Annotated in this window: 23 protein-coding genes, 2 pseudogenes and 1 riboswitch; all 25 genes and pseudogenes read left to right on the top strand. The window is 49.0% G+C overall.

Annotated elements, in window-relative coordinates; translation table 11 throughout:
* The first annotated feature begins 445 nt into the window (after positions 1–445).
* On the top strand, positions 446–1,762 hold the full coding sequence (locus STRDD11_RS06095) for an HAD family hydrolase (protein ID WP_128836399.1): 1,317 nt from the start codon (positions 446–448) through the stop codon (positions 1,760–1,762).
* 70 nt (positions 1,763–1,832) lie between these two features.
* Positions 1,833–2,270, top strand: coding sequence for a EutP/PduV family microcompartment system protein (locus STRDD11_RS06090; protein WP_128836396.1), 438 nt, complete (start codon positions 1,833–1,835; stop codon positions 2,268–2,270).
* A gap of 276 nt (positions 2,271–2,546) precedes the next feature.
* The gene (gene cobD, locus STRDD11_RS06085) at positions 2,547–3,650 is read left to right on the top strand and encodes a threonine-phosphate decarboxylase CobD (RefSeq protein WP_128836394.1); all 1,104 of its coding nucleotides are present in this window, start codon (positions 2,547–2,549) and stop codon (positions 3,648–3,650) included.
* Positions 3,637–4,515 carry a GHMP family kinase ATP-binding protein gene (locus STRDD11_RS06080; RefSeq protein ID WP_128836392.1) on the top strand — a complete coding sequence of 293 codons (879 nt, stop codon included), beginning with the start codon at positions 3,637–3,639 and terminating at the stop codon, positions 4,513–4,515. Before cobD ends, STRDD11_RS06080 begins: the two co-directional genes overlap by 14 nt.
* The gene (gene cobT / locus STRDD11_RS06075) at positions 4,508–5,569 is read left to right on the top strand and encodes a nicotinate-nucleotide--dimethylbenzimidazole phosphoribosyltransferase (RefSeq protein ID WP_128836390.1); all 1,062 of its coding nucleotides are present in this window, start codon (positions 4,508–4,510) and stop codon (positions 5,567–5,569) included. Before STRDD11_RS06080 ends, cobT begins: the two co-directional genes overlap by 8 nt.
* Before the next feature lie 17 nt (positions 5,570–5,586).
* A complete protein-coding gene (locus tag STRDD11_RS06070) occupies positions 5,587–6,186 on the top strand; it encodes a cob(I)yrinic acid a,c-diamide adenosyltransferase (protein ID WP_128836387.1) in 600 nt (199 codons plus the stop codon).
* Positions 6,187–6,787: 601 nt separating this feature from the next.
* Positions 6,788–6,940: riboswitch (adenosylcobalamin (AdoCbl) riboswitch) on the bottom strand.
* Positions 6,941–7,324: 384 nt separating this feature from the next.
* Positions 7,325–8,467, top strand: coding sequence for a 1-propanol dehydrogenase PduQ (locus tag STRDD11_RS06065; protein ID WP_128836385.1), 1,143 nt, complete (start codon positions 7,325–7,327; stop codon positions 8,465–8,467).
* Between the two features lie 96 nt (positions 8,468–8,563).
* Positions 8,564–8,908 carry a BMC domain-containing protein gene (locus STRDD11_RS06060; RefSeq protein WP_164828405.1) on the top strand — a complete coding sequence of 115 codons (345 nt, stop codon included), beginning with the start codon at positions 8,564–8,566 and terminating at the stop codon, positions 8,906–8,908.
* Positions 8,909–9,579: 671 nt separating this feature from the next.
* Positions 9,580–10,158 carry an ANTAR domain-containing response regulator gene (locus tag STRDD11_RS06055; protein ID WP_128836382.1) on the top strand — a complete coding sequence of 193 codons (579 nt, stop codon included), beginning with the start codon at positions 9,580–9,582 and terminating at the stop codon, positions 10,156–10,158.
* Positions 10,155–11,593 (top strand): annotated as a pseudogene (locus tag STRDD11_RS06050) (sensor histidine kinase). The gene STRDD11_RS06055 and the pseudogene STRDD11_RS06050 overlap by 4 nt, the downstream one beginning before the upstream one ends.
* A 118-nt stretch (positions 11,594–11,711) precedes the next feature.
* A complete protein-coding gene (eutA, locus tag STRDD11_RS06045) occupies positions 11,712–13,145 on the top strand; it encodes an ethanolamine ammonia-lyase reactivating factor EutA (RefSeq protein WP_128836380.1) in 1,434 nt (477 codons plus the stop codon).
* A 20-nt stretch (positions 13,146–13,165) separates the two neighbouring features.
* On the top strand, positions 13,166–14,536 hold the full coding sequence (locus STRDD11_RS06040; protein ID WP_128836377.1) for an ethanolamine ammonia-lyase subunit EutB: 1,371 nt from the start codon (positions 13,166–13,168) through the stop codon (positions 14,534–14,536).
* 16 nt (positions 14,537–14,552) lie between these two features.
* Complete coding sequence (gene eutC, locus STRDD11_RS06035) at positions 14,553–15,467, top strand: ethanolamine ammonia-lyase subunit EutC (protein ID WP_128836375.1); 915 nt, start codon at positions 14,553–14,555, stop codon at positions 15,465–15,467.
* Between the two features lie 15 nt (positions 15,468–15,482).
* Positions 15,483–16,136, top strand: a complete 654-nt coding sequence (gene eutL / locus STRDD11_RS06030; protein ID WP_164828404.1) for an ethanolamine utilization microcompartment protein EutL — start codon at positions 15,483–15,485, stop codon at positions 16,134–16,136.
* Between the two features lie 15 nt (positions 16,137–16,151).
* Positions 16,152–16,715, top strand: coding sequence for a BMC domain-containing protein (locus STRDD11_RS06025; RefSeq protein ID WP_128836371.1), 564 nt, complete (start codon positions 16,152–16,154; stop codon positions 16,713–16,715).
* A gap of 6 nt (positions 16,716–16,721) precedes the next feature.
* Positions 16,722–18,206, top strand: coding sequence for an acetaldehyde dehydrogenase (acetylating) (locus STRDD11_RS06020; protein WP_128836369.1), 1,485 nt, complete (start codon positions 16,722–16,724; stop codon positions 18,204–18,206).
* A gap of 33 nt (positions 18,207–18,239) precedes the next feature.
* A complete protein-coding gene (locus STRDD11_RS06015; protein ID WP_128836367.1) occupies positions 18,240–18,521 on the top strand; it encodes a BMC domain-containing protein in 282 nt (93 codons plus the stop codon).
* A gap of 55 nt (positions 18,522–18,576) precedes the next feature.
* Positions 18,577–18,852 (top strand): propanediol utilization microcompartment protein PduA, encoded by a 276-nt coding sequence (gene pduA, locus STRDD11_RS06010; RefSeq protein ID WP_128836365.1) that lies wholly within the window; start codon positions 18,577–18,579, stop codon positions 18,850–18,852.
* A gap of 202 nt (positions 18,853–19,054) precedes the next feature.
* Positions 19,055–19,693 (top strand): hypothetical protein, encoded by a 639-nt coding sequence (locus tag STRDD11_RS06005; protein WP_128836362.1) that lies wholly within the window; start codon positions 19,055–19,057, stop codon positions 19,691–19,693.
* A 259-nt stretch (positions 19,694–19,952) separates the two neighbouring features.
* Positions 19,953–20,582: an ethanolamine utilization phosphate acetyltransferase EutD gene (eutD, locus tag STRDD11_RS06000; protein ID WP_128836360.1), complete on the top strand. Its 630-nt coding sequence runs from the start codon at positions 19,953–19,955 to the stop codon at positions 20,580–20,582.
* 27 nt (positions 20,583–20,609) lie between these two features.
* Positions 20,610–21,230, top strand: a complete 621-nt coding sequence (locus STRDD11_RS05995; protein ID WP_128836357.1) for an ethanolamine utilization protein — start codon at positions 20,610–20,612, stop codon at positions 21,228–21,230.
* A gap of 14 nt (positions 21,231–21,244) precedes the next feature.
* Positions 21,245–21,523: a EutN/CcmL family microcompartment protein gene (locus STRDD11_RS05990; protein WP_128836350.1), complete on the top strand. Its 279-nt coding sequence runs from the start codon at positions 21,245–21,247 to the stop codon at positions 21,521–21,523.
* A gap of 20 nt (positions 21,524–21,543) precedes the next feature.
* The gene (locus STRDD11_RS05985) at positions 21,544–22,644 is read left to right on the top strand and encodes an ethanolamine utilization protein EutH (protein WP_128836349.1); all 1,101 of its coding nucleotides are present in this window, start codon (positions 21,544–21,546) and stop codon (positions 22,642–22,644) included.
* Positions 22,645–22,659: 15 nt separating this feature from the next.
* Entirely contained in the window at positions 22,660–23,112 is a 453-nt protein-coding gene (locus STRDD11_RS05980) for a cupin domain-containing protein (protein WP_128836348.1), read from the top strand.
* Between the two features lie 383 nt (positions 23,113–23,495).
* Positions 23,496–23,597, top strand: a pseudogene (locus STRDD11_RS05975) (sigma 54 modulation/S30EA ribosomal C-terminal domain-containing protein); the annotation flags it as partial.
* Between the last annotated feature and the right edge of the window lie 124 nt (positions 23,598–23,721).

Below are 23,721 nucleotides of genomic sequence, written 5' to 3'. Positions count from 1 at the left end.
CCGCCGTTAGCTTGGTTTGCTCTAACTGTCCCCGGACTGTTAGAGGTGGCAGATCATACTCTTCGAAAATCTCTTCAAACTACGTCAGTGCTGCCTGCGGTCAGCTTTCTGCTTTGCTGATGATTTTCAGAGAGTAGCAAGAGACTGGGGCGGCAAAATCGAAGACTCCGTCTGACCGATTTTTGTCCCACTCTCAACTTTCATCAAGTCTGTGAGGCTGCTGCAGCCTGCATCAGCCATAAAATCATCAGAGCAAACTCTTTCATCTGCCACCTCAACAGCCTCAGTGGCTCTTTTGAGCACCTCGCTGTCTATCGTTTTTTATCAAGATGGTAGGCTGATGTTCAAGGCGAACGAGAGGATTGTAAGAGGACTCTTTTGGAGTCTTGCTGGTTTTTGCTGCTGAAAGGAAGGAAGGCATCAGATTTAAAAGGAGGTTTCAGCTATGGGAAAAAAAGGAATTGTGTTGCTTTGCGGTTTGGTCTTGCTCTTGGGGATGGGAGGCTGTCAGGCCGGTAACAATAAGACGGAGCAGAGTTCGGCTGCCAGCAGCAGTCAGTCATCAGAAAAAGCTAAAACTCTGGAGCAGGGGGCTTGGGAAGATAAATTATACAGCCGTCTGTCTAAGCTGATTGAGGATAATGGCAAGGGCAGTGCAGCTTATCAGGCTGATAAGAAGCCCTATGCTGTGTTTGACTGGGATAATACTTCGGTCATCAATGACATCGGAGAAGCGACCTTTACCTATCAGATTGAGAATCTGGCTTTTAAAATGACGCCGGAAGAATTTAATCTGGCTGTTCGGACCAATCTGCCGGCGGATGATTTTGCCGGAGAATACAATAATAAGGATGGCCAGCCTGTTAATATTGACCGGATTGCCCAGGATCTGCTGAACGATTACGCCGTTCTTTACGACAGCTATTCCGGTATGAATGGGAATCAGCCGCTGGAAGCTGTCCGCAAGACCAATGAATATCAGGATTTTGCCGCTAAACTGCGCTATCTTTATGAAGCTATCGGGGATACCTTCAGCTCTGATATCAGCTATCCTTGGGTGACCTATCTTTATGCCGGGATGACCTCTGAAGAGGTGCAGGCTTTGGCTGAAAAGTCCATTGATCAGGCACTGACAGATGAGCTGACTTCTGAAACTTGGGAAAGCCCGGCAGATTTGAAAGGGCAGGCAGGCCAGGTCAGCGTAACCTTCAAGAGGGGGGTGCGTTCTGTCAAAGAAATGCAGAATCTCTATCAGACGCTGATGTCTCAGGGGATAGATGTCTATATCTGTTCCGCCTCTTATATCGATGTGATCATCCCTTATGCCAGCAATTCTAAATACGGTTACAATATTCCCAAAGATCATATCACAGCTATGCGGCTGGAAAAGGATAGCGATGGAATCATCCAGCCAGAGTATGACAGCCGCTATGCTCAGACTCAGGGAGAAGGCAAGACAGAAACGATTAAGAAGCTGATTGCAGTGAATCACGGCAATCAGGATCCGATTTTAATTGCCGGTGACAGCAATGGCGACTACGCTATGCTGAAAGATTTTCCTCAGCTGCAGATGGGCATTATCTTCAATCTTCTGAGAGACCCAAGCAAGGGAATCGGTCTTTTAGCTACCCAGGCCATTGAAACCTATGGTCAGGAAGATGAACTCTACTATCTGCAGGGCCGGGACGAAAACAAGGGAGTCCTGCTCAAGGGCAGAGAAACCATAAAGCTGGACGGCACGGAAGCCCAGCTGACCAGATAGGCAGACGTTCCTGCTGGCTGCAGGTCCTCAGCAGCAATAACGGCTGTAAAAAAGAGAAAGAGAATAGAAGATGAAAAAAATCATGTTTGTCGGTCCAGTCGGGGTTGGAAAAACGACCCTGACCCAGCGGCTCAAAGGACTGGAGCTGAACTATTATAAAACGCAGGCCATTCAGTTTTACGATGCCATTATTGACACGCCGGGGGAATTTCTGCAGCATAGGAAATACTACAACGCTCTCAGCGTGACTGCGACAGAGGCAGATGTGATTGGACTCTTGGTGGAAGCGTCAAATCAGATGCACACTTTTCCGCAGGGGTTTTCCTCTCTCTTCAATCAGGAAGTAATCGGCATTGTGACTAAGATTGATCTGGCAGAGAGTGAAGCAGCGCTTGAAAAAGCCCGGCAGCAGCTCAGAACGGCCGGAGCAAGTCAGATATTTGAGATTTCTTCGACCCAGAATCAGGGAGTGGAGCAGCTGAAAAAATACCTGACGGCTGATGACTGATCTTTTGTATCAGGGGCAGGGGCTTTTGTGTTATACTTAGAGTAGAGTCTGTTAGTTTGCTTTTTGATTTTCTTTAAGTATAAAACGCCTAATGAACTGGGCAGGGGAGATGCTGGCTGACCAAAGTCAGCACAGAAGCTCTCCCTACAGCTGTGTCCTGCAGTCAAACGATAGAAAGATACAAAGTTGAGGACTGTTGTCCCGGCTTGAGCTAATAAAGGAATAAAAGATAAACTAAAGGACGATAAAATCAGCAGAGAAAGAGAGTGAGACTTTATGATTGTAGAGCATGGAGGAAATGCAGCAGCTTTGGCAGAGGCCTTTGGCTATTCTCTGGATGACTGCCTGGACTTCAGTGCCAATATCAATCCGCTGGGCCTGTCCCCTCGGCTCAGAGACTGCCTGCTGGATGCTCTGGATGATGCGCTGGTGCACTATCCTGATAGTGTCTACCGGCATTCCAGAGAGGCTTTGGGGGACCACCATGGGCTGGACAGTTCTCAGGTTCTCTTGGGCAATGGTGCGGTGGAGCTCTTTTATGATCTGGCCCGCTTCTTTCATCCGCAGACCCTGCTGACGCTCAGTCCGACCTTTATGGAGTATGAAAAAGCCTTTGCACAGGTCCAGACTGAGACAAAGCGGGTTGTTTTAGAAGCTCCGGATTACAGCTGGAGCTTTGAGCAGCTGCTCCCGGCTTTGGAGACACTGGCAGCGGGCGATGCCGTTCTGATTTGCAATCCCAATAATCCGACGGGCTCTTTAAGCCGGCGGTCGGAGCTGGAAAAGCTGGCGTCCTTTCTGCAGGAGCGCGAGATGGTGCTGATTGTGGATGAAGCCTTCATGGACTTTCTGGAGGACGAGCGGGACTTTAGTTTTACTTACTCTCTCAAGGATTTTCCCAATGCGGTAGTCGTGCGCTCGCTGACGAAATTTTATGCGATTCCCGGCCTGCGTCTGGGCTATGCCCTCAGCTGCCATCCGGCCTGCTTTGAGGCTGTTGAAGGCAGCCGGGCACCCTGGTCAGTCAATGCTTTGGCGGATAAGGCGGTGCCGGCCCTCTTGGGCGACCGAGACTATCAGGAGGCGACCAGACAGTGGCTGAGAGCGGAGCAGGCCTTTCTGTATCAGGGTTTGAGTGCTGTGGCACAGCTGCGGCCGGTCCGGCCCAGTGTGAATTATATCTTTTTTGAGTATCTGGGGCCGCTGGACCTGCGTCAGGAACTGCGGAAAAGAAAAATTTTTATCCGCTCCTGTCAAAACTATCCTAATCTGACTGACCGTCATTACCGGGTAGCCATTCGCAGCCGTCAAGAGAATGAACAGCTGCTGGCTGCCCTGACAGCGGTCTTGATGAAAGAGGCTGACGATGCGAGAGATTAAGATTTCCTGTCCGGGCTCCTGCGGCGAATTGTTTCAGGGACTGTTCGGGGAGCAGGAAGTGCTGCTCTCTTACGGCATTGACAGAAGAAGCTGCGCTGCTCTGCAGGCAGCAGACGCTCCGGAGCCGGTTCAGCTGCCGGGGGAGAAAGTCCGGCAGGCAGTGGCTCTTTTGGCAGAAGGTGACAGTCTGGCTCTTTGCCGGGAGTCGAATTTGCCGGTCGGCAAGGGTTATTCCAGCAGTACGGCTGATATGATCAGCTGCCTGCAGGCGGCGGCTGTCCAAAGGGGTCAGCTCCTGACGGCTGCGGAGCTGACCCGGCTCTGCGCCTGTATTGAACCGACAGATTCGGTAGCTTTTGCGGACTGGACAGCTATCAATCCCCTGTCCGGGCAGATTATCTGGCAGACAGACTGGCGGCCGGATCTCTATGTGTATATCCTTGAGCCGGCCCAAGAGCAGGCTACGCTTGATCTGGTCCGGATGAAGGACTGCTGCAGCTATCCAGCCGCAGAGTCCCAGCAGCTTCTGCCCCTCTTTCAGAAGGCTTGCCGGCAGCGAGATGTGGAGCAGGTCGGACAGCTGGCAACTTACAGTGCCCTGCTCAACGATCAGCGTCTGCCCAAGCCTTATCTAAAAGAGCTGATGAGGCTGACGGAGGAATTTAGCTTTCCGGGTCTGAATATTGCCCACAGCGGAACTCTTGTCGGTCTCCTGCTGCGGCCAGAAGAGCTGGAGCTTTTGCCTCAGCTGGAAGCAAGACTGGCCCGTTCGGCTGTTTCGGACTATTATCAGAAACGCAGCCTTTCTCAGCTGATGTATGAGGGGGTTCAGCCAGTCAGGGAGGTGACAGAATCATTTGAATGAATTGGAACACATTATCGAACAGATTGGCCCGCTGGACAGAGCCAAGCTGCAGGCGGGCCATGCCTACTGCGACAGCTTGGCCAAGCCTCTCGGTGCTTTGGGCAAGTTAGAAAGTGCCTATGCGCGGCTTTTTGCCATCTTTGACGGCCGGATTGACCTGGCGAAAAAAATCGTTCTGGTCTATGTGGCAGACAATGGTATTGCAGAAGCAGGTGTATCTGCCAATCCTCAGGAGACCACCTATACTGTGGCCAGCAATATTCTGGCCGGCAAAACGGGTCTCTGTGCTATCTCAGACCATGTGGGCTCGGATATCTGCCTGGTGGACATCGGCTGCAAAAAAGATATTTTTAAAGAAAGCAGAGATAAGGTCTGCGCCGGAAGCAGAAATATGCTGCTGGAGCCGGCTTTGACCCGCACTCAGGCTTTGGAGGCTGTTTTAGTCGGCTATGAGAAGACCAAAAGCCTCATCGGTCAGGGCTATCGGCTCTTTGGAACCGGAGAAATGGGGATTGGCAATACCACTACATCAGCGGCTGTGATTGCAGCGGCTCTGGGCCTGCCTGCAGCAGAAGTGACTGGCTACGGAGCTGGGCTGACTCAGGCCATGAAGGCTCACAAGACGGCTGTCATCGAACAGTGTCTCAAGCAGCATGCTCCTTATGGGGACATTCTGGATATAGCAGCTAAGCTGGGCGGGCTGGACATGCTGGGGATGGCCGGGACTCATCTGGCCTGCGCCCGCTATCGGCTGCCCTGCGTTGTTGACGGCCTGATTTCCCTGACCGGCCTTTTGATAGCCAGCCGGCTGAGTCCCTCTGTAGTGGACTATGTCTTTGCCTCACACGCTTCGACTGAGCCCGGCTATCAGATTGTCAGCCGCCATTTGGGCTTAGAGCCCATGCTGCTGCTGGAGATGCGGCTGGGCGAAGGCTCTGGCTGTCCTTTGGCATTCTTTTTGCTGGAAAATGCCGTCTATACCATGGAACACATGCCGACCTTTGAGGAAGGCAGACTGAAAAAAGAAGATTATATTGATATTCGCGACCAATAAGCTAGAGGAGGTAGGATATGCAACTTTATACAAAAACAGGAGACAAAGGCCTGACCAAGCTGGTCGGCGGCCAAAGTGTGGCCAAGGATGCAGAAAGGGTCAATGCTTACGGCACCATCGATGAGCTGAACTCCTGGATTGGCTACACCATCAGTAAAATGAAGGAAGAAGACAAGCTGAGAGAGGAGCTGCTTCAGCTGCAGCATTATCTCTTTGACTGCGGCTCGGACCTGTCAACCCCTCAGGGCGTCTATCCTTATAAGGTAGACCAGAAGCTGATTGACTGGATTGAGGAAAGGATTGACACCTATGCGGATATTCCTCCTGCTTTGGAAAAATTCATCCTGCCGGGCGGAGATGAAATTGCATCGATGATTCATGTGGCCCGCACCATTGCCAGACGGGCCGAGCGCCATATTGTCGCAACGATGTGGACAGCCGAAATCAATAACCATGTTTTGATTTTTGTCAACCGCCTGTCTGATTATTTCTTTGCTTTGGCGCGGGTAGTCAATTTCAGCAAACACCAGGAAGACATTGCCTACGAACGCGGAGCCAAGGTCTTTCACAATATTAGCAAGGCAGATGTAGAAAGATGGGCCAGCAAGCGCAGCTAATGCAGGCGGATGTAAGAAGCGGTATGTTGCAGCTAGTACTGAAAAAACGAATCAAGGGCAGTTGGAAATTGCGCACCGCCCTTGATTCGTTTTTTTGCTTGTTTTACAGTCTTTTCCTTTGCTTTTAGTAGTGGCGGTGGGACAGACTCCCATGATGTCTGTGTCCTCACCCACAGAGGGAGCTATCTTTTGGAAGATACCGTATAAAAAATCGGTAAGGCGGAGTCTTCGATTTTGTCGTCCCGCCTCCGCACAGTTGAGCAGGCTTGTAAGAGTTGATTTATCAACGAATTAGAAGCCACTCAACCACTGCATCTTGCAATCAAGCGATAGAAAGATACGAAGCTGACGGGATGCAGACAAAAGGTCCTGTCCCTCCCCTGCCGGCGGCTGGAAAGACAGAACCTGTTTTGATTTTAATAAAAGAGAAAGCTGCTTGTACTTCTTTGTAACTTCTTGCTAAGCGCCTTTGATTAGCAGTAGCTTTCCGATTATTGACTCTGCTCCTTTGCAGAAAGATCAGGACAAGCCTCATCTTTAGAAAATTAACGTACTTAAACGTAGAGTCAATAATGGAAACTATGCTAAAATGAATGTTCCAAACTGACATCACTACCTTACATCGAGGCATGAAATCTACTAAAATTTAAGAATAAAGACCTGACTTAAAGCCTGTAAGCAAGCTTATCACAGTGGCGGGACCGCGTTGGATTTGCACCAAACTTCCATATCCTTAAAAGTACTAAAATCAATTTCCTAGTATCTAAATTGTAACACCTTTGTCAGGGAATTACAAGAGATTTGAATCAATTTTGATGAGAATGCAGCAAGAATTCTCCTTTCGGAGGATTTTCAGGGCAGATTGAAAAACTTCTTATATTAATGAGTTTTTTATTGCCTTGAAAGCGCTTTTGTGTTATAATTCCTATATAGTACAAAGGGGTACTGAAGATACTCAGCGAAAGTCAGGAAAAACTGTGCCAGTGAGCTAAGGAGCAGCCGGCGGAGGATGTTTTGACTTTCCAAGAGTGCATATAAGCAATGCAGCTATATGAAAATACTAGGCCTTGTGTAGGGGAGTAGTGTTGTTTCATATGGCTTATTTTGTTTACAAATGATGTGATAGAAAGGAGAAAACATGTATAAAATTTGCTATAAGACTGAATTGTGTGTAGGCAAAGGCGCTTTGCAGCAATTAAGCCATTATAAAAATGAGCACATCCTAGTGGTGGCGGATCCCTTTTTGAAGAAATCGGGTCAGCTGGATGCTATTCTGGCCAATTTGGATGCCAGCAATGAGATCGTGGTCTTTACCGATATTGTGCCGGATCCGCCGATTGAAACCGTTGTGGCCGGTATCCAGAGTGCCGGCGACAGTCCCATCAGCATGGTTCTGTCGGTCGGGGGAGGATCAGCCATTGATGCTTCCAAGGCTATGTATTATTTTGCCAAGAAGCAGGGAGCCTTTCAGGATGCTCTCCTCGTTGCTATCCCGACGACCAGCGGCACCGGCTCGGAAGTGACGGATTTTTCAGTTATTACCGATGCAGAAAAGGGGACCAAATACCCGCTGGTGACCAGTGAAATTCTGCCGGATGTGGCTATTCTGGATGCTGACTTAGTCCTGTCTCTGCCGAGCAATATCACGGCCGATACGGGTATGGATGTTCTGACTCATGCTATTGAAGCCTATGTTTCTACCAAGGCTACTGATTTTTCGGATGCATTGGCAGAAAAGGCGATTAAGCTGGTCTTTGAATACCTGCCGCGGGCCTACAAGGATGGTCAGGATGTGGAAGCGCGTGAGAAAATGCACGCAGCATCCACCTTAGCCGGCATGGCTTTCAATACGGCTTCGCTGGGGGTCAATCACAGTCTTGCCCATGCTGCAGGAGCAAAATTCCATGTCCCTCATGGCCGTCTCAACAGCATTCTGATGACCCATGTCATTCAGTATAATGCGAATGTCAGTCTTTCAAACCGGGGCAGACAGGCTCCTGATAAGGCTGTGGCCGGACGCTATCAGGCCATTGCCAAGCTCTTGGGATGCAGTGCTTCCAGTCCGATTTTGGGAGTAAGGCAGCTGACAGATGCGATCCGGAAGCTGCAGCGCAAGCTGGACATGCCGCTTTCTCTGAGAGACTATGGTGTAGCACCGGATGCTTTTGCTCAGCATAAGACAGAAATTTCCCAAGCTGCTCTGCGCGACGGCTGTACCGTGACCAATCCAAGAGTCCCTACTGCAGAAGAACTTCTCGGTGTTTTGGAGAGTGCCTTTTAATCTTCCAAATTGCTGGATTGGCAATTTTATAGTATAATAATTAAGAGCATGCGGTACACTTCTAAACTTTAAATAAAATGAAGAAGGTTTACTAAATTGGAAGAAAAACAAAGAATGATACAGGAATACGTTCCTGGGAAACAAGTGACCTTAGCGCATCTTATCGCCAACCCTGAAGAAGTTATTTTCGAGAAATTGGGCTTGCAGGCTGAAGTAAAGGATGCGATTGGAATCTTGACGATCACTCCGAGTGAGGCAGCCATTATTGCAGTGGATATTGCAACCAAGGCTGCGGATGTTCAAGTTGGTTTTGTGGATCGTTTCAGCGGGTCGGTTGTTATGACCGGCGATGTTTCTTCTGTTGAAGCAGCTCTCCTTGCCGTTTTGCAGGGTCTGGAGGAGATTCTTGGCTTTTCCAGCACCGTTGTAACACGGACCTAATGCTCAGCGAAAATCATCAGCAATCAGGCAGGAGCCAGCCGCTCAAAAAAGCCCCGCAGAGGTTTTTGAGGCGGCAGACGGAGCTTTCGAGAGAAAGCAGCGGGCACTGCTTCGAGGCTGTCATAAGGATGACCAAGTCAGTATAGTCCATTCGTTTGCCCGTCATTTTCTTATTTCAAGATGATAGGCTGAAAGTTTCCCTGTTTTTGAATTTTTGGGCAGGGGCTAAAAGGCGGTGGGACAGAACTAAATTTTTAAAAATTTAGTTCGTTGTCCCAGCCCCGCGAGGATGATTAGGAGCTTTTTGGAGTCTAAAAGACGAACAAAAAGTCCAATCAGCTACCGCGTCAAGAGTTTTTTACCAAAACAAAGCGAAACTGAAGGACTTTTGTCTCAACCTTCCCTGCTTTTAATTTTTTGGGCAGGGGCTAAAAAGGTTCCCCGAACCTTTTTACTCCCCCAGACCATTTGGCGACTAAAAGCAAACTGAAAGACGATAAAAGTAAAAGGAGCTGACTAAATCAAAGAGCAGGACCAGTTTGACGCAGACTGCTCTCTGTCTGCACTCTCTGCCTCGCTCTCTCCTTTCCATACATGAACTGTTGGAGCGGATGTGGTTTGAAGAGATTTTCAAAGAGTATAAAAAATCAATCAGACTGTTGAGGGGAAGTATGAAGGGCAGAATACTCATTGTTGATGATGATCCGATTGTGAGATTGGATATTCGACGAATTTTAGAAGCAGCAGACTATGAAGTGGTAGCCGAGGCTTCCGATGGTTTTGAGGCCATTGATCTGTGCCAGAAATATCGCTGTGATTTGGTCATGATGGATATTAAGCTGCCGCTGCTGGATGGTCTGACGGCTGGGAAAAAGATTCTGGAAGACGCTTTGGCTTACAGTGTCATTCTGCTGTCAGCCTACAGCGATGAGCACTATGTTCAAAAGGCTAAGGCAAACGGCATCAGTGCTTATCTGGTCAAGCCGCTGGACTCCAAATCATTGATTCCGATGGTGGAAGTCTGCATCGAAAAAGGCCGTCAGCTGCAGCAGATGTCCAATGAAATGGTCAAGCTGTCCAAAAAAATTGACGACCGCATTGTCATTGAAAAGGCTAAGGGGCTGCTCATGGCCCGGGATCATTTATCTGAGCCGGAAGCTTTTAAGCGGATTCGGACAATTAGTATGCAGAAAAGGGTGCCCATGATTGAAATTGCAAAATTATTGGTGCTCCAAGATGATGTGACATGAAGTATAAAGATAAGATAAAGCAGCTTTGCCAGGAACAGACCAATTTAGATGAAGCTGATATTGAGTATCTTGTGCGGCAGGCTGATGAGCTGCTGAAGAGTTCTTCTTATGCCAATGAAGATGTCTTTATTGACGTGAAGAACATCTATTCAGAGCACGCAATTGTCATTTTTCATAAGAAGCCTGAGAGCAATCAAAGCCTCTATGAAAATTCGGTAGTAGGTGCTATGGCCTATCTGGAAAATGAGCCGGGCGTGATTCGCACTCTGGAAACGGGTGCACCTTCAATCGGCTTATCCGCCTTGTCACAGGAGGGATTGGCCATCCACCAAACGGTTTTTCCATTTTAAGGCAAGACCGGGTCATCGGAACTCTGATTATCGAAAGGAATGCTCCGCAGAGCCTGCCTGCTCACTTTTCTTTGGAGCAGGAGCGGGCAGCAGTCTCTGAGCGAAGGAATGCTGCTGCAAGCGTTGAACAGAAAGAACTGGCCCTTTTTGATTATATTGATGAAGCTTTTCTGATCTTTGACCGGGCCGGCTATCTGATGTATTTCAATCAGGCGGCAGCTGAAGCCTACCGCAATAAGCTGGGCTATATGGACTCCATCGAGGGTATGCACTACAGCAATCTGGTTTTAGACAGCCTGCCTTTTGAGGAGATTTGGCAAAAGGGCGGGGAAGCGCCCAAAGAAAACCCTCATCAAGTCGAGGTTCATTACGGTGCCTACTGTTTTTCAGTTAAGCGCTATCTGCTGCCTGAGAACGGCAATCTGGTCATGATCTGCAAGGATATAACGGATGTCAAGGAAAAGGAAGCGCAGCTTCTCAGCCATACGGCGACCATTCGTGAAATGAACCATCGGGTTAAAAACAACTTACAGACTGTTGTGTCCTTGCTGCGGCTGCAGGCTCAGCAGAGCCCGGGAGCTGCGACCAAAAAAGCCTTAAGCGATAGTATGAACCGTGTGCTCTCCATCGCAGCGACACACGAGTTGCTGTCTTCTCAGCAGGACGACAGCATCCAGATAGAGCAGCTGCTGGAAAAGGTTATTGAAAATGTTCAGCGCTGTTTTTCCGGCCATTTGGACAGTGCACTGACCTATAGTTTGGAGCCTGACATCTGCTTAGACAGCAGCCGGGCCACATCACTGGCCCTGATTGTCAATGAACTGCTGCAGAATAGCTATGAACATGCCTTTAAGGACAAGATGGCTGTTAAAAAACCGCAGATTCATTTGCAGGTCGGACTTAAAAATGATATAATCAATTTAAAAGTAAGTGATAATGGCAGCGGTTACAAGGCAGATCAATCCTTTGACGACCATTTGGGCCTGCTCTTGGTTGATCGCTTTGTTCAGAGCAAGCTATTAGGCAGGTTATCCATCCAGTCGGATGATACTGGGACGGTAACAACCATTCGATTTAAACAATAAATAAGATAGTTACAGACTAACAATGATGTCAGTCGAAAAAGCAATGACGCTTGAAGAATGCAAATGAATTCACTTTTGTTTGCATGGCTTTGAGCGTCTTTTTTTGGAGGTATTTAGTATGTCAGATAGAATTTTGAGTGTGGGGCTGGATATCGGGACAGCGACTACACAGCTGATCCTGTCCGAGCTGACCATTGAGAATATTGCATCTGTGTTTACTATTCCTCGTGTCTATATTACAGACAAGAAAGTTCTGTATAAAAGCGATATTATTTTTACACCAATTTCAGATCAGCTTTTGATTGAAGTGGAGAAGATCAAACAGTTCGTGCTGAATGAATACGCCAAGGCTGGCATCCAGAAGAAAGATATTCAAATGGGAGCGGTCATCATTACTGGTGAAACAGCTCGAAAGGAGAATGCCAGCCAGGTGATTGAGGCTCTGAGCGGCTATGCCGGGGACTTCGTCGTTGCGACGGCCGGTCCGGATCTTGAGAGCATCATTGCCGGCAAGGGGGCCTGCAGCCATCAGTATTCTCAGGAACACCATACTTCGGTGGTCAATATTGATATTGGCGGCGGGACTTCCAACCTGGCAGTCTTCCGGGAGGGCGATGTGGTGGATACGGGCTGCTTTGATATCGGAGGCCGGCTGATTAGGCTGGATCCGCAAAGCCAGCGGATTAGCTATATTTCCCCCAAACTCCAGACCATTATTGCAGATAAGAACCTGCAGCTGGCGGTCGGCCAGACAGTCAATCGGGCTGATCTGGACAGGCTGATTCAGGAAATGGTCTCCGTATTAGAGCAGTCTCTAGGCATTGACCATCCCAATCCCTACTACGAACTGCTGCAGACCAATCATGGTCTCAAGCTCGGCTATGAGCTGCGCTGCGTCTCTTTCTCAGGCGGAGTGGCTGATGGGATCTATGCTGACACTGCTGCGGATGATGATTTTCGCTACGGCGACATCGGTATCCTGCTGGGCCGGGCGATTAGGCAGTCAAAGATTTTCCAGCAAAAGAAGGTTATTCAGCCGGCCGAGACCATTCGGGCCACCGTTGTCGGTGCCGGCAGCCACACGACCGATGTCAGCGGCAGCACCATTACCTACATTTCAGACATTCTGCCAATCAAGAACATCCCGGTGCTCAAGCTGGCTGCTTCGGATGAGCTGGAAGGCAGGGAAGGGCTGCAGCAGATCATCAGGGATAAGGTGGGCTGGTTTACTTTGGAAAATGAAGTCCAGCAGGTGGCTTTGGCTATCAATGGAGAAAAGAGCCCTAGCTTCGCCCGTGTTCTGGAATATGCTGAAGCCATTGTCGGCGGCATGAAGGAAAGCATCGACAAGAAAATCCCGCTTCTGGTTGTCGTCAGAGAAGATATGGCCAAGGTTTTGGGCCAGTGTCTGTTCTCCCAGCTGCCAGAGGGCTATCCTTTCGTCTGCATTGACTCGGTGGATGTTCAAAATGGAGACTATATTGACATCGGCAATCCGGTGATTGAGGGCTCTGTCCTGCCGATTGTCGTCAAAACATTGGTGTTTAATTGATACAAAGGAGGAAGGAATCAATGATTTTGAAAACAAAATTATTTGGCCGGCTTTATGAATTTAAATCCGTAAAAGAAGTTCTGGCCAAGGCCAATGAATACAAATCCGGTGACCAGCTGGCCGGCGTTGCTGCTGAATCCGCAGAAGAGCGGGTGGCAGCCAAGGTCGTGCTGGCTCAGCTCAAGCTGTCCGATTTGTTCAATAATCCGGTGGTCCCCTATGAAAAAGATGAGGTGACCCGGATTATCATTGACGATGTCAATCTGCGGACCTATGAAAAGATTAAAAACTGGACCGTAGAAGAACTGCGGGAATGGATTTTGGACAATAAGACCCAAAATGTGGATATTCAGTGGATTTCCCGCGGACTGACTTCTGAAATGGTCGCTGCTGTAGCCAAGCTCATGACCAATCTGGACTTGATTGTGGCGGCCAATAAGATTGTCATTACCAAACATGCTAATACAACCATCGGTATGCCCGGAACCTTCTCATCCCGTCTCCAGCCCAACCATACCACAGACGATCCTGACGGTATCATGGCTTCGACCATGGAAGGCTTCGCCTATGGCTGCGGGGACGCTCTTCTGGGGCTCAATCCGGTAGATGACTCGGTAGAAAGTGTCAAGCGGATTCTCCATAAATTCAATGACTTTATTGAAGAATATAAGATTCCGACCCAGCACTGTGTACTGGCCCATGTTACCACTCAGATTGAAGCCATGAATCAGGGAGCGCCGACCGGCTTGGTCTTCCAGTCTATCGCCGGATCGGAAAAAGGGAATGAAGCTTTTGGCTTTAATGCGGCAACAATCCAGGAAGCGTGGGACACAGCCCTCAAGGTCGGTACAGCGGCCGGACCGAATGTCATGTACTTTGAAACCGGTCAAGGTTCTGAACTTTCATCTGATGCTCACCATGGAGCAGACCAAGTGACGATGGAAGCCCGCTGCTATGGTTTTGCCAAACGCTTTGACCCATTCTTGGTCAATACGGTCGTCGGCTTTATCGGACCGGAATATCTCTATGACTCCAAGCAGGTCATCCGGGCTGGTTTGGAGGACCACTTCATGGGCAAACTGACCGGTATTTCCATGGGCTGTGATATCTGCTACACCAACCACATGAAGGCTGATCAAAATGATGCAGAAAATCTCTTGGTTCTCCTTGGAGCTGCCAATGTCAACTACATCATGGCTATTCCTCACGGCGATGACATCATGCTCAACTATCAGACGACTGGTTATCACGAAACGGCTACCATGCGTGATTTGCTCAATAAACGTCCGATTAAGGAATTTGAAGAGTGGATGGAAAAGATGGGCCTGATGAAAGACGGCCATTTGACAGAAATCGGCGGCGACGGTTCTGTATTTATGAAATCAAATTAGTAAGGAGGATGTCATTGTGGATGAATTGCAATTAAAAGAAATGATTCGCTCATTGCTCAATGAAATGAGCGGCGACCAGGCTGCTGAGCCGGCAGCGGCCCCAGCGCAGGGGACAGAACCGGCAGGTTCTCTGCAGGCAGAGGTCAAACAGGACTCCTCAGTCATTGAGGATGGGGTTATTCCGGATATTACCGAAGTAGATATTCAGGAGCAGTTCCTGCTTCCCCATGCTATCAACGAGGAAGCTTATCGGAAGATTAAGAAATTCACTCCGGCCCGGCTGGGCCTGTGGCGGGCAGGCAATCGCTATAAAACTCAGTCTGTCCTGCGTTTCCGGGCGGACCATGCGGCTGCTCAGGATGCGGTTTTCTCCTATGTTTCCGATGATTTTGTCAAAGAAATGGGCTTCATTCCGGTTCAGACCATGGCTGAAAGCAAGGATGAATACCTGACCCGGCCGGATTTGGGCCGAATCTTCTCCCCAGAGCAGCAGGCCTTTATCAAGGAAAACTGCAAGCACAATCCTAAAGTGCAGATTGTGGTCGGAGACGGTCTCAGTTCTTCAGCAATCGAGGCCAATGTCAAGGATTTTCTGCCGGCTCTGAAACAGGGTCTCAAGATGTTTGGTCTGGACTTTGATGAAGTGCTCTTTATCAAGCATGCCCGGGTGGCTGCTATGGACCAAATCGCTGAGCTGACCGGAGCGGAAGTCATCTGTATGCTGGTCGGCGAACGCCCCGGTCTGGTGACGGCTGAGTCCATGAGTGCCTATCTGGCCTATAAGCCAACAGTCGGCATGCCGGAAGCCAAGCGGACGGTCGTTTCCAATATTCACAAGGGCGGTACACCGGCCGTTGAGGCAGGAGCCTATGTAGCAGAAATCATTAAGAAGATTCTTGATAATAAGAAGTCAGGAATTGATTTGAAATAATAGGAGGTAGTGGCTTTGAAAAATGAACGATTAGGCGCAAATGTACTCAGTGCCCTGCTGATTCCCAATGTAGATGCCGGTTTGGCAGCTTCTTTGGAACTCAAGCCTTATCACAGGAGTCTGGGCATCATCACATCTGACTGCGATGATGTGACCTATGTGGCTCTGGATGAGGCGACCAAGGCGGCTGATGTGGAAGTGGTCTACGCCCGCAGTATGTATGCCGGTGCCGGCAATGCCTCAACAAAACTAGCGGGAGAGGTCATCGGTATTTTAGCCGGCCCCAATCCGGAAGAAGTCCGCAGCGGGCTGGATGTGGCTGTTTATGAAATCGAAAATGGAGCCAGCTTCTACAGTGCCAATGATGATGACAGCATTCCTTACTTTGCCCACTGCATTTCCCGGGCGGGCTCCTACCTGTCTGAGGGAGCCAATGCTGAAGAGGGAACGGCAATCGCTTACTTGATTGCCCCTCCGGCAGAAGCTATGGTGGCGCTTGATGCGGCGCTGAAAGCAGCTGATGTGGCGGTGGGAGCCTTTTACGGACCGCCTAGTGAAACCAACTTTGCCGGCGGTCTCTTGGTCGGCTCTCAGTCAGCCTGCCGTGCTGCCTGTGATGCCTTTGCGAATGCGGTCATTGCCGTAGCGAATGATCCCAAAAATTATTGAGTAGGGGTTGATTAAATGACAAATAGAGCACTAGGTTTAATTGAAGTAAAAGGTTATCTCGGTGCTGTGGTTGCGGCGGATGCAGCTTTAAAGGCAGCCAATGTGTCATTGCTGAATATTGAAACTGTCAAATCCGGTTTGAATACCGTACAGTTGATTGGCGATGTCAGTGCTGTCCGTTCGGCTGTGGATGCAGCGGTCGACTTAGTACAGGATGAGCCTTATTATCTGGCCAGCCATGTCATTTCCCGGCTGGATCAGCAGACCGATCTTCTCTTTGTGCTAAAGAGAAACAGCAAGGCAGCAGCTGCAGCTGTAAAAGCCGCAGCCGATACGGCCCCGTCAGAACAAAATGAAAATCAGCCCAAATTTCCAGAGGAAGGTCCGGCTGAATCAGCAGAAGAATTTGAAGGAGAGACAAGGAAATACGCCAGAGAAGAACTTGAAACCTTAAAAGTTGTCGAATTACGCAGCCTTGCCTACCGTCAGAAAGAGATTGGTCTCAGCAAGAAAGAGATTAAGTTTGCCAACAAGAAAGTCTTGATTCAGGCCTTGATGGAAGTGTTAGGAAAGGAGTAATTGCGGATGTATTTAGAAGATAAAGATTTGGTATCGATTCAGGAAGTGCGCCATTTGATCCGCGCTGCTAAGAAAGCGCAGCAGGAATTGGCGCAGATGAGTCAGGAACAGATTGATACGATTGTAAAAGTGGTGGCCAAGGCCTGTTATGACGAACGCGAGCGGCTGGCGAAGATGGCCGCCAAGGAAACGGGCTTCGGCCGCTGGGAAGACAAGGTGCTGAAAAATGCTCTGGCTTCCAAGGGGATTCTGGAAGAAATCAAGGATATGCGGACTGTGGGTATCCTGCGGGAAGACAAGGAAAAGAAGGTCATGGAAGTCGGTGTGCCTGTCGGCGTTATCGCTGGCCTCATTCCTTCTACCAATCCAACCTCAACGGTTATGTATAAGGCCCTGATTGCTCTCAAGGCCGGAAACAGTATCGTCTTCTCCCCTCACCCAAATGCTCTTAAGAGCATTGAGGAAACGGTGGATGTTATCAATCGGGCTGCCAAGTCAGCCGGCTGTCCGGAAGGGGCTGTCGGAGTGATTCACCGGGTATCAATCCAGGCCACTAACGAACTGATGCGGCATAAGGATACCAACCTGATCCTAGCCACCGGCGGCAATGCCATGGTTAAGGCAGCCTATTCATCCGGTACGCCGGCTATCGGTGTCGGTCCCGGAAACGGCCCGGCTTTCATCGAGAGAACAGCCGATATTCCAAAGGCTGTCCGGCAGATCCTTGATTCAAAGACCTTTGACAACGGTGTGATTTGTGCTTCTGAGCAGTCCATTATCGTTGAAGAAGAGATGAAAGAAACCATCGTAGCAGAATTTAAGAAACAGGGTGCTTACTTTGTTCCGGAAGAAGATGCTAAAAAACTGGGGGCTTTCATCATCCTTCCGAGCGGGGCCATGAATCCGAAAATGGTCGGAAAAACACCGCAGGTCATCGGTCAGCTGGCCGGTATCTATGTACCGGAGGATGCCAGAGTGCTGATTGCCGAAGAAAGCGGTGTCGGCAAGCAATATCCTTACTCTATGGAAAAACTGGCGCCGGTTCTGGGCTTCTATACTGTCAAGGACTGGCTGGAAGCCTGCGAGCTCAGCATCAAAATTCTGCACCATGAAGGAGCTGGCCACACTCTGGCAATTCACAGTCAGAATGAAAATATCATTCGTGAATTTGCTCTGAAAAAACCGGTTTCCCGGCTGCTGATCAATACGCCGGCAGCTCTGGGCGGTGTAGGAGCCACTACGGGTCTTTTCCCAGCCTTTACTCTGGGGTGCGGTGCAGTCGGCGGCAGTGCGACTTCTGACAATGTCAGTCCGCTCAATCTCTTCAATATCCGCCGCGTGGCCTATGGAACAGTCGAGCTGGCTGATCTGCGCAAGGCAGAAAACATGGCGGAAGAAGAACCTAAGCTGCAGCAGGCAGCAGACAGGGCTGATGAAGATCAGCTGGTCAATCTTCTGGTCCAACGGGTACTGGAAAAAATAAAAGCGTAAAAAATTAAAAACTTATAATTGGAGGATACAATCATGGCAAACGCAAATGCATTAGGAATGGTAGAAACAAAAGGACTGGTCGGCGCGATTGAAGCAGCCGATGCAATGGTCAAGGCGGCCAATGTCACATTAATCGGCAAGGAACAAGTCGGAGCCGGCTTGGTAACCGTTATGGTCCGCGGAGATGTGGGCGCTGTGAAGGCAGCGACCGATGCCGGAGCAGCCGCTGCTGAAAATGTCGGCGAGCTGATTTCTGTTCATGTCATTCCGCGTCCGCACGCAGAAGTTGAAGTGATTCTGCCGCAGCAGGACTAGGAAATTTTAAGCAAGTTATTTAAAGAATAAACGATTCATTTTGGAGGAAAGAATTATGGCAAACGCAAATGCATTAGGAATGGTAGAAACAAAAGGACTGGTCGGCGCGATTGAAGCAGCCGATGCAATGGTCAAGGCAGCTAATGTTAGCTTGGTCGGCAAAGAAAAAGTCGGAGCCGGCTTGGTAACCGTTATGGTCCGCGGAGATGTGGGCGCTGTGAAGGCAGCGACCGATGCTGGGGCAGCAGCTGCTGAAAATGTCGGCGAATTGGTTTCTGTCCATGTCATTCCACGTCCGCACGCAGAAGTCGAAGTGATTCTGCCTAAGTAATCTGATACTCAGGCTATGAGAATTCACACTGAGCGGGAGCAGACAGGATAAGAGCGGGACAGTCTCAGCCCGAGCCCAGAAATGGGAAAGCGTGGCAAAGAGACTGGAAATAAAACTTCCGCAGGGAAGTGTCAAGACAGCGCCTGCTCGAATCCTGCTCCCTGTCTCTGATGAAAAACCATATGTAGAAGGATGTGAATACATGTCAGTTTTTACAGAAGCTAAGATTAGAAAGCTCCATCGAGAAGGAGCTCTTGCCGACAAGGGCATCTTTGAGTTAGAAAACAATGAAAAACTGACGCCGGCGGCCAGAGGCTTTCTCAAGGACCACCATATTCAGATTGTGTATTCTAATCAGCCTAAAAAAGCAACTTCAGCCGATGATGGCATCAGGATGCCCATTACAAGACTTGAAGACTCTGCTGTGTATCCACGACTATTTAAACTGACCAAATTGTATACTTATTTTTTAAAGAATCAGAGAGAACTGCACCTTGCTTTTCAGGATGAAAAATGTGAGCAGATGGGACTTCTGCTGTCGGTCTTGGAAAACATGGTCGGTCAGCGTATTCTGGATGATATTTCTGACTACCAGGCCGATTTGGCCAGTCATGCGGATCTGCAGGCTGTCCGGGTCAGCAAGCAGCTGGATCAGGAGGCTGTCATGATGAGCTATGACGCGCCGCTCTGGCAGCTGACCTGCTATGAATCCTATATTGAAACAAGCCTTTTGCGCAAGGAATTGGAGCAGGAACTGGCAGCTGACAGGGATGTATTTGCCAGCAAGGTTACGCAGTTATTGAAATCAATAGAAGTCTTGCTGTGGCTGATAGCAAGCTGATATAGACTTTCAGTTTGCTGATGATGTTCATTGAGTATTAGCCGGCAGGCCTGAAGAGATTTTCAAAGAGTCAGAACCTCTATTCATAGATCCTATTTGGATTTAAATGTCTCTTTTTCCGCCATTCTTCGTTAGAGTTTTTTGAATACGCCCCGTATTCCTGCAAAACCTTGCCTCGAATGACGGAAATAGACCATTAGGTGCCAGCATCACCTCCGTGAATACAGGTTCTAAGATAAAGAGAGAAAGAAGAACAGCAATGTCTTTAGAAAATTTGGTAAATAAGGTAATTGATAAGGTTCAGGAAGAATTGCAGGGCAGCTTTGAAGTGGAAGCCAGCGGGCGCCATGTACACCTGAGTCAGAGCGATTTAGAGGCCCTCTTTGGTCCTGGCTATCAATTAACAAAAGCAAAAGATTTATCACAGCCGGGACAGTTTGCCAGTCAGGAAAGGGTGACTCTTGTAGGACCCAAGGGGGCCTTTCACAATGTTGTTATTTTGGGTCCCGTCCGCCAGCATTCGCAGGTGGAAGTTTCCCTGACCGACTGCCTGCAGCTGGGCGTTAAGGCACCGATTCGCGAAAGCGGTGATATTGATGGAACACCGGGTGTCGTTTTGGCCTACGGCGACAAGTGCACTGCGCTGGACAAGGGCTTGATTGTTGCCAAGCGCCATGTCCATATGACGCCAGAGGATGCCAGAAAGGCCAATGTTGAAAACCATGAAATCGTTCAGGTTAAGGTAGAAGGCGACCGACCGCTGATTTTTGATGATGTCGTGATTCGCGTCAGCCCGAAATTTGCAACCTATATGCATATTGACTATGATGAAGCTAATGCCTGCGGTTTCAAAAAGGGAATGCGCGGCCGTATCATCAAGAAAAAGTGAGGCCGGCTGGGAGAAAGGGTTATCAGAATGGAAAATATTGATAAACTTGTTCAACTGATTACAGACCGTCTCTTAGAAAACCTTCAGCAGGCGTCTCAGGCCAAGCGCATCTATCTGCTGGGCCAGGAAAGCACAGCCTCGCTGCTGCTGAGTGAGGGCTACCAGCTGACTCAGGATGCGGAAGAGGCCGACTGCCTGCTGGCGGAAAATCTGAGCTTGGATGCTTATCTGAGAATTGCCTCGCTCTGTCCGATCAATGAAGCAGAAACTCTCCTGCTGAGCGCTCTGCTGGCTGGCAAGGAAGTGTTGGCACCGCTTGAATCCTTCCGTGTCAATCAGTACAAACAGTCTGCCAAGGCTCTCCTCTATCGGGAACTGCAGCAGCAGAAAGCTAAGCTGGAACGGTATGGCCTGTGCTTTTATGAAAAGGACCGCCTCTTAGCTGTTCTGGCGCCCAGTCAGGAAAAACAGCAGGCAGCTGCTTCGGCTTGCAGCCGTCCTGCTGCCAAGACCCGTCTGATAACAGAGGGCAGGCTGAAGGAAATGGGTCTGCGCCAAGGGGACGAATTCCGGATGGACAAGGGCATGATTGTGACGGCTCTGGCCAGAGATTATCTCAAGCGCCATAAAATTAGAATAATAGAATAAAGGAGTTGGTAGGGATGTTTGTTGGTAAAGTGAAAGGAAGCCTCTGGGCTACTAGAAAAGATGAAAATTTGAACGGTCTGAAATTTTTAGTGGTCGAACGGCAGCTAAATGAACATCAAAGCGACCCAGCTCTGGTTATTGTAGCTGATTGCATCGGTGCAGGCGAAGGCGATCAGGTCATGGTCACAACCGGCAGTTCTGCCCGCATGAGCCTAAATAAGGCCAATATTCCGGTAGATATGGTCGTAGTGGCGATTATCGACAAGGTCGAATATCAAAGTGATGAAGAATAATTAGAAACTAAGGTAAAGTTATGAGTGTAGATAAAATTATCATTTACATTATGGTCCTCTTTATGCTAGCCGGTGCTGTGGATAAATGTATCGGCGGTAAGCTGGGACTGAGTGAAAAATTTGAAGAAGGAATCATGGCTATGGGAGCTTTGGCTCTCTCCATGGCTGGGATTATGGTGATTGCTCCGCTCTTGGCCGATGTGCTCAAGCCTGTAATTGTACCGCTTTACGGCTTGGTAGGAGCTGACCCTTCTATCTTTGCGACAACTTTTATCGCAAATGATATGGGGGGGGCTCCTCTGGCTCTTAGTCTGGCGCAGGATCCAGCAGTTGGAAATTTTGCAGCCTTTGTCTTGGGCTCCATGATGGGTCCGACCATTGTCTTTACAATTCCGGTGGCATTGGGCATCATCGAAAAAGACGACCGTCCTCTATTGGCACGGGGCATTCTCTATGGTCTGGTGACTGTTCCAATCGGCTGTCTCTTGGGCGGACTCTTCGTACCGGGGCTGTCATTTGGCACCCTCTTGGTCAATCTGATACCGATTATCATTGTGTCCGGACTGATCTTTGTCGGTTTGTTGCTGGCGCCAAACGGCATGATTAAAGGTTTTGAAATCTTTGGTAAGATTATTGTCATTCTGGCGACTCTGGGTCTGGCCTTTGGTGCAGCTCAGCTCCTGACTGGCAATGAATGGCTCAACAGCCTTTATCCGGTAGGAGCGGAAAAACTGACAGAAGCCTTCGGAGTAGTCGGAACGATTGCGGTCACTCTGGCTGGAGCTTTCGGGCTGGTCGCTGTCTTTACCAAGGTAGCTAACAAACCCCTGTCCGCTATCGGAAAATCTCTGGGCATGAATGAAGTCGGCGCTGCCGGTCTGGTGGCTTCTTTGGCCAATAATATCGCTATGTTCCAAATGCTTAAAGATATGGACAGGCGCGGTAAGATTATCAATGTGGCCTTTGCTGTATCTGCTTCCTTTGTTATCGGCGACCATCTGGGCTTCACAGCCGGTCAAAAACCGGAAATGATTGTGCCGATGATGATTGGTAAATTTGTCGGCGGTATTACTGCTGTGCTGCTGGCATTCTTCTTGACGAAAAAAGAAGCAGAAAGCTAGAAATGGAGGCAGGATATGACAGATGTAAATCGTTCAGACTTGGAAGCATTAGTCCGTAAAATTTTATTGGAAGAATTGGCCGCGGGAGCGGGAGAGAAGAAAGTCAGCAAGGCAGGAGTTGCTTCGATTGCCCTGCCCGGCTTGGATGTCCGGCCGGAAGACCGGCTGGATACCGGCAATCCCGACCACCAAGTCTATACCAGAGATTTGCTGACTCTGGATGAAAGTCCGAGACTGGGTTTGGGGCTGATGACCATGGAAAAGACCACCTTCCCTTGGCATTTGGACTATGACGAAGTGGACTATGTGATTGAAGGCCGGCTGGATATTATCGTCGGCGACGAGCTGATGAGCGCAGGTCCGGGAGAAATTCTCTATATCCCCAAAGGCAGCGATATTCAGTTCTCTGTCAAGGATAAGGCACGCTTTATCTATGTGACCTATCCGGCTGACTGGCAGAATCAGTAATCCGGAGTAAAGATACAACTGCAGCACAGTGCTTAGACACTTTGCAAATCAAAACCAACTTTCATTAGCTCCGACAGACCGGACCTAGAAATGAGAAAGCGAGGCAGGGGATGAAAGGCAGTAAGGAAGTGTGCGCTGTACTGATTTACGGCTGAGGCATGCTTCGCTTGCCTTATCTACAACTGCAAAAAGTCCCACGGGCTGTTAGAGCAAACGAAGCTAACGACATAGTAAAAGATATACCAAGATGACTATATAGGGGAATTCAGCTAACTTGCCAGACATTGCTGCACCTCACTAAAAAGGCGCTTTATAATGCTTTCAATCTAAATCCAACGATACAAGGATTATAGAAAAATGAAGACGAAATTTGACTTTGATTTGTCTTTATAGAAGAAGCCCTGCTGCAAATGGATTTGCTGGGGCATGATTTCTTCATCTATTCAGATGCCGAAGATGGGACAACCAATGTCATTTACCGTTGAGAAGACGGCGATATTAGCCTCTTGGAAGTAAAATAAAGAAATAAAAAAAGGAGGCTGGGACAGACTCCCATGATGGCTGCGTCCTCACCCACAGAGGGATGTACCTTTGGGAAGATACCGTATA

The organism is Streptococcus sp. DD11 (assembly GCF_001578865.1).
Classification (GTDB): Bacteria; Bacillota; Bacilli; order Lactobacillales; family Streptococcaceae; genus Streptococcus; species Streptococcus panodentis.
Note: the sequence above shows the minus strand (reverse complement) of the source record. Positions and strands in the feature narration are given on the sequence as shown.

Coding starts and splice junctions, on each gene's coding strand:
- STRDD11_RS06095 (WP_128836399.1), top strand. CDS start 446: ATGGGAAAAAAAGGAATTGTGTTGCTTTGCGGTTTGGTCTTGCTCTTG.
- STRDD11_RS06090 (WP_128836396.1), top strand. CDS start 1,833: ATGAAAAAAATCATGTTTGTCGGTCCAGTCGGGGTTGGAAAAACGACC.
- cobD (WP_128836394.1), top strand. CDS start 2,547: ATGATTGTAGAGCATGGAGGAAATGCAGCAGCTTTGGCAGAGGCCTTT.
- STRDD11_RS06080 (WP_128836392.1), top strand. CDS start 3,637: ATGCGAGAGATTAAGATTTCCTGTCCGGGCTCCTGCGGCGAATTGTTT.
- STRDD11_RS06070 (WP_128836387.1), top strand. CDS start 5,587: ATGCAACTTTATACAAAAACAGGAGACAAAGGCCTGACCAAGCTGGTC.
- STRDD11_RS06065 (WP_128836385.1), top strand. CDS start 7,325: ATGTATAAAATTTGCTATAAGACTGAATTGTGTGTAGGCAAAGGCGCT.
- STRDD11_RS06055 (WP_128836382.1), top strand. CDS start 9,580: ATGAAGGGCAGAATACTCATTGTTGATGATGATCCGATTGTGAGATTG.
- eutA (WP_128836380.1), top strand. CDS start 11,712: ATGTCAGATAGAATTTTGAGTGTGGGGCTGGATATCGGGACAGCGACT.
- STRDD11_RS06040 (WP_128836377.1), top strand. CDS start 13,166: ATGATTTTGAAAACAAAATTATTTGGCCGGCTTTATGAATTTAAATCC.
- STRDD11_RS06025 (WP_128836371.1), top strand. CDS start 16,152: ATGACAAATAGAGCACTAGGTTTAATTGAAGTAAAAGGTTATCTCGGT.
- STRDD11_RS06020 (WP_128836369.1), top strand. CDS start 16,722: ATGTATTTAGAAGATAAAGATTTGGTATCGATTCAGGAAGTGCGCCAT.
- STRDD11_RS06015 (WP_128836367.1), top strand. CDS start 18,240: ATGGCAAACGCAAATGCATTAGGAATGGTAGAAACAAAAGGACTGGTC.
- pduA (WP_128836365.1), top strand. CDS start 18,577: ATGGCAAACGCAAATGCATTAGGAATGGTAGAAACAAAAGGACTGGTC.
- STRDD11_RS06005 (WP_128836362.1), top strand. CDS start 19,055: ATGTCAGTTTTTACAGAAGCTAAGATTAGAAAGCTCCATCGAGAAGGA.
- eutD (WP_128836360.1), top strand. CDS start 19,953: ATGTCTTTAGAAAATTTGGTAAATAAGGTAATTGATAAGGTTCAGGAA.
- STRDD11_RS05995 (WP_128836357.1), top strand. CDS start 20,610: ATGGAAAATATTGATAAACTTGTTCAACTGATTACAGACCGTCTCTTA.
- STRDD11_RS05990 (WP_128836350.1), top strand. CDS start 21,245: ATGTTTGTTGGTAAAGTGAAAGGAAGCCTCTGGGCTACTAGAAAAGAT.
- STRDD11_RS05985 (WP_128836349.1), top strand. CDS start 21,544: ATGAGTGTAGATAAAATTATCATTTACATTATGGTCCTCTTTATGCTA.
- STRDD11_RS05980 (WP_128836348.1), top strand. CDS start 22,660: ATGACAGATGTAAATCGTTCAGACTTGGAAGCATTAGTCCGTAAAATT.